Below are 4,723 nucleotides of genomic sequence, written 5' to 3' on the forward strand. Positions count from 1 at the left end.
GAACTGCCCGGAGATTTTGCTGACGCGACAGGAGAAACCGCTGAAGCACTGGCTGCGCTGATCGTCAGTTTGCATGATGACTCAACGACGCATGCCAGAATGGTTCGGGCCGGGCGTCGCTTTATTCGACAGCGACATGACCATGCGAGAATTATCGATGCACTCGGAAGGATCGCTCGAGATAGAAGGGATGAACGTCAAGCCGGGTAACCGGTGTATAATCAGCTTTTGCGGGGCAAACAGAATATTATCTTCCAGACCAGAAAGAAGGCGAATGCCCCTGTTGCCCCAGCGGAAACAGGGCAGACAGGCTGCTTCCGCCTTCACATACGACGTAAGACTTTTCAGGATGCTAACCTGAAAGCGGACATTACTATTCGGATGGTCGGAGGGGATCGGAATTGATTTTTGGGCTCGTATAAAGCGGGTAGTCATTGTTGATAAAAAGCCGCGAAGCGTAAATCTATAATGCTAAAATTGTGAAGAGAATGATCCATATGAAAAAACAATTCTCGCAGGATCAGAAGAAAGCCTTCGTTGATGCGGCAAACCCACATTGGACGTGTCGCGGTTTAGTTCCGGACCATGGGTTATCTGTTAAGCGGCGTTGCGCTCATAATCCAGAGGGCTTTTCCATTGAAGTGCAGAGTGCAGCCTCTGCGGATTATAGAAATCATTAATGTAGGATGTGATGGCCTGCTCGACGTCCTGACGCGTCATCCAGGCTTGCCGCCACAGGAGTTCCGCTTTTAAGGTCTTGAAGAAGCTTTCCGTGACAGCATTGTCCCAGCAGTTTCCCTTTCTGCTCATGGACACGATAAAGCCATGAGTAGAAAGGAGTTTGCGGTAATCCTCTGAACAATACTGACTGCCGCGATCCGCATGATGGATGCAGCCTGGTGGTGGCTGACGCAAGGCAATAGCGCGCTGTAACGCTGTCGTGGCAAGATCTGCGGTCATACGGACCTCAAGGTTCCAGCCGATGACTCTTCGTGAGAAGAGGTCCAGCACCACAGCCAGGTAAACCCAGCCTTCACATGTCCAGATATATGTGATGTCCGCTGTCCATTTCTGGTTCAGCGCTGGTGCTGAAAAATCCTGCCCCAGAAGGTTGGGTTCAATACTGTGCTTGTGCGAACTGTTCGTGGTCACCTTGAAGCGTCGTGTCCTGACAACACGAATGGCATTCTCGCGCATCAGACGTCCAACGCGACGATGCCCGACAGACAGACCCGCAGCCCTGAGTTCTTCTGTCATACGGGGGCGTCCGTAGCTTCGCCTGCTCTGAGCGTGAATGGCGCGGATATGGACCATCAGGACGTCATCCTGTCTTTTGCGGGCACAGACCGGGCGTCGTCGCCAGGCCCTGAAACCCCGGTCGCTGACGCCAAACAGGCGGCAGACCCGTTCGCGTGAAAGTGGCCCATGATATCGAGCAATAAAGACAAACCTCACGACTTTTGGCTCGCGAAGAACTGTGTCGCCTTTTTTAACAGCTCCCTCTCCTCCCGCAGCAGAAGGTTCTCACGGCGTAATTTCTCATTCTCACGCAATAAAGCCGTATGATCTGTTGTGTCAGCGACTACAGTATCAAGCTTTTGCGCATCGCGGATCCATTTCTTCAACGTCGAGGAGCCGATACCCAGATCCTGGGCAATACGCTCACGCGACAGGCCGCTGCTCAGAGCTAAACGCACCGCCTCGTGCCTGAACTCAGCTTTATAAACTCGTCCCATTCCACGTCTCCTTCATGACCATCTTCGGTCTTAAAGGTCCGGAACTAAACCGCGACACGTCCATGGCGCCGCCGAAGCGATGATTGCCGATTAAACCCGGCACATTGAAATTGTCGTATAGGCCATTCTCGGTCCAATTACGAACAAACATAAGACGGGCAGCAGTCGTCTACATCTCGGTCGTAAGAGGATATGTTTGATCATCCGGAAAGCTGACGGTCTGCAATAGCTCTCGTTACCGGTCACTGTCCTCCTCCAAACTGCTGATTGCTGCATGTGCAGCTGATCAGGAGAAAGTATCATGGAAAAGAAAACGCGTTTTCCATCGCCTACGCTGAAGGCGTCCGTGCCCTGGAATGTAGGAAAAATGGTGGGCGCCAAGCGGGCGCTCAAAGAAAAGCACGTTTGGGCCATTCGGTTCTGGCTGGGGAGTGAACAGCGTGTCAGAGACAGAGCTTTGTTTGATCTTGCTCTCGATAGCAAACTCAGAGGCTGCGATCTTGTCAGCCTTCGTATCGGTGACATCGTGACCAGTGGTCAGGTGCGCCACCGAGCCATGGTCATCCAGCAGAAAACCCGGCGACCTGTGCAATTCGAAATTACAGAAACAACGCGGGAAAGCGTGCAGGCGTGGCTGGAACATCGAGGTTGTGGCTTGAATGAGTATGTTTTTCCAAGCCGCCTAAGCGCCAAAGCTCACCTGAGCACAAGGCAATATGCCCGGCTTCTGGATCAATGGGTTCAGGCAGTGGGACTGATCCCCGGTGAATATGGAACTCATTCACTCCGCCGGACAAAGGTTGCCATGATTTACAAACGAACCGGTAACATCCGGGCCGTTCAGATTCTGCTGGGTCATTCAAAACTGGATAGTACGGTTCGATACCTTGGGGTGGACGTCGAGGACGCGCTGTCACTGTCAGAAGCCACGGATCTCTGAAATCGAATAGGTATCAGGAATTCTCTACCTCCTCCTTCTGTGTACATGATATGATGACACACAAGGAGGAGATCATGAGCGAGCATCTCTCAGATAATGCGCCAACCCCACAAAAAATTGGGGTTCGAGAGTTCCGGGGAAACCTGACAGCGTATCTGCGTCAGGTCAGACAGGGCCGTACGATCCTCGTGACGTCTCACGATCAGGTCGTCGCTGAACTGCGGCCGCCAGCGCCTTCCTATCGCCCCCGTCGTCAACCCGGCGCATTACGAGGGCGGATCAAAATGAGCGAAGATTTTGATCTGACACCACCGGACGTTCTTGAAAGCATGGATCGCGACCTGTGAAGGTTCTGCTTGATACGCATGCGTTGCTGTGGTGGCTTTCGGACTCCGACCGTCTGGGTGAGACTGCACGGGAAATCATCGCAGATCCGGTTCACGATATTCTGGTGAGTACCGTGTCTCTCTGGGAGATTGCGATCAAAATCCGTATCGGGAAGCTGGATGCGGATATGAACGATATTCTGGCAGCCATTCCTGAAGAAGGTTTCTCTCTATTACAAATACAGACCGAGCATCTACAGATCCTGATGTCTTTGCCTCTGCATCATCGTGATCCGTTTGACCATCTCCTGATAGCGCAGGCGCAAGCTGAACACGCCACATTCCTTTCGGAAGATGGGCAAATGGATCACTACCCCATCAAGAGAATACGCTGTTCATGAATGCAGAAACCGCAAGATCGGTCGAGCGGACTTTGCGGCCACATGCCTAGATACTGTCGCCACGATGGAGCCGACAGTGACGCAAGCATTCCAAACCTACTATGCCAGAATGAGGCGGGTGCTCGATCATATCGAATGTCATCTAGACGATCATCTGGACCTGGAAGCATTAAGTAAGGTCGCAGCGTTCTCGAAGTTCCATTTCCACCGGCAATTCACGGCGATCTTCGGACTGTCAGTTCATCGTTACATTCAACTGAGTCGAATGAAGCGCGCTTCGTTTCGGCTGGCCTATCGTGATGATCAGAGTGTCACGCAGATCGCTATGGATGCCGGTTACGACGCCCCGGATGCTTTTGCCCGCGCTTTTCGGCAACGGTTCGGGCAGTCGCCGTCATCGTTCCGGAAATGTCCTGACTGGAAGACCTGGCTTACTGCCTTCGGGCCTCTCATGAATGCGAGGAATAAGCTCATGCAACAGATTTTCAACACAAGTGATGTGACCATTCGAGAGGTGTCACCCATTCGGGTAGCGATCATGGAGCATCGTGGGCCTCCCGCCAACATCGGGACGACCATTCAACGGTTCATCAGATGGCGAAAAACGGTAGGGCTTGTGCCGCGCAGCAGCGAGACGTTCAACATATTCCGTTGCGACCCGCGGACCACAAACCCAAACGATTACAGACTGGATTTATGCGTTGGGACCGCGCGGGTCTTCGAAGCAGGCAATGAGGACATTGTGTCCAGCACCATTCCTGGCGGGAGGTGTGCCGTCTTGCGGGTCGTAGGTCATACCGATGATCTGGAAACTGCGGCTCTCTATCTCTACCGCGACTGGCTCCCGCAAAGCGGGGAGGAAGCCCGCGACTTCCCCCTCTACTGCCAGCGCATCGCATTCTTTCCAGAGGTGCCTGAACACGAGGCGGTTGCAGACCTATTTCTACCGCTTAAATAAAAGACTGGAATGGCCGCCTGCACCTTCCAGAATTAAGCAGGAGATAAGCCAGCTTATCGCGTAAAATCTCTGTCCGTTTAGTCCCTGAGGGAAGCGGACCTCTGCTTCCGCCTTCATCCGAGACATACGGGGATGACAGGTCACTTTCCACAAAGCAGACATTTGTAACTGAGGCGACTGCAGTGAGGCAGGTTTCGCAAGGCTGACACTGTATACCGTCGTTCGCTAATAATCCGTGCCCTAAGCCTTAATCAGCCTATATGCACGGCTAAATTATGCGACCAATGTCCTAATCCAGCTATTTCAAGCTCGAGATGTACCAGTATTCGACGTTCGACGAGATCTCCCAATATCGCGACCCG

At 52.8% G+C, this 4,723-nt stretch carries 6 protein-coding genes; 5 read left to right on the forward strand and 1 reads right to left on the reverse strand.

The features are described from left to right. Positions 1–210: hypothetical protein (locus KP699_RS15860; RefSeq protein WP_215763299.1), on the forward strand; the 210-nt coding region annotated here is incomplete at its 5' end. Between the two features lie 387 nt (positions 211–597). On the opposite strand, the gene KP699_RS15865 is transcribed toward KP699_RS15860, so the two are convergent. Further along, a protein-coding gene (locus KP699_RS15865; protein WP_374196968.1) for an IS3 family transposase occupies positions 598–1,736 on the reverse strand; the annotation gives its coding sequence in 2 pieces (ribosomal slippage) (positions 598–1,481 and positions 1,481–1,736; 1,140 coding nt in all). A 301-nt stretch (positions 1,737–2,037) separates the two neighbouring features. Between KP699_RS15865 and KP699_RS15870 the strand changes: the two genes are divergently transcribed. The 4 genes from KP699_RS15870 to KP699_RS15885 all read left to right on the forward strand — a co-directional run bounded on the left by KP699_RS15870 (position 2,038) and on the right by KP699_RS15885 (position 4,361). Continuing rightward, entirely contained in the window at positions 2,038–2,676 is a 639-nt protein-coding gene (locus KP699_RS15870; protein WP_215763301.1) for a tyrosine-type recombinase/integrase, read from the forward strand. Between the two features lie 50 nt (positions 2,677–2,726). Further along, entirely contained in the window at positions 2,727–3,023 is a 297-nt protein-coding gene (locus tag KP699_RS15875) for a type II toxin-antitoxin system Phd/YefM family antitoxin (protein ID WP_212363640.1), read from the forward strand. After that, positions 3,020–3,403 (forward strand): type II toxin-antitoxin system VapC family toxin, encoded by a 384-nt coding sequence (locus KP699_RS15880; RefSeq protein WP_215763302.1) that lies wholly within the window; start codon positions 3,020–3,022, stop codon positions 3,401–3,403. Before KP699_RS15875 ends, KP699_RS15880 begins: the two co-directional genes overlap by 4 nt. Positions 3,404–3,479: 76 nt before the next feature. After that, entirely contained in the window at positions 3,480–4,361 is an 882-nt protein-coding gene (locus tag KP699_RS15885; RefSeq protein ID WP_308164940.1) for an AraC family transcriptional regulator, read from the forward strand. The last annotated feature ends 362 nt before the right edge of the window (positions 4,362–4,723 follow it).

The sequence above is a fragment of the Acetobacter sp. P1H12_c genome, from assembly GCF_018811975.1.
Taxonomy (GTDB): domain Bacteria; phylum Pseudomonadota; class Alphaproteobacteria; order Acetobacterales; family Acetobacteraceae; genus Acetobacter; species Acetobacter persici.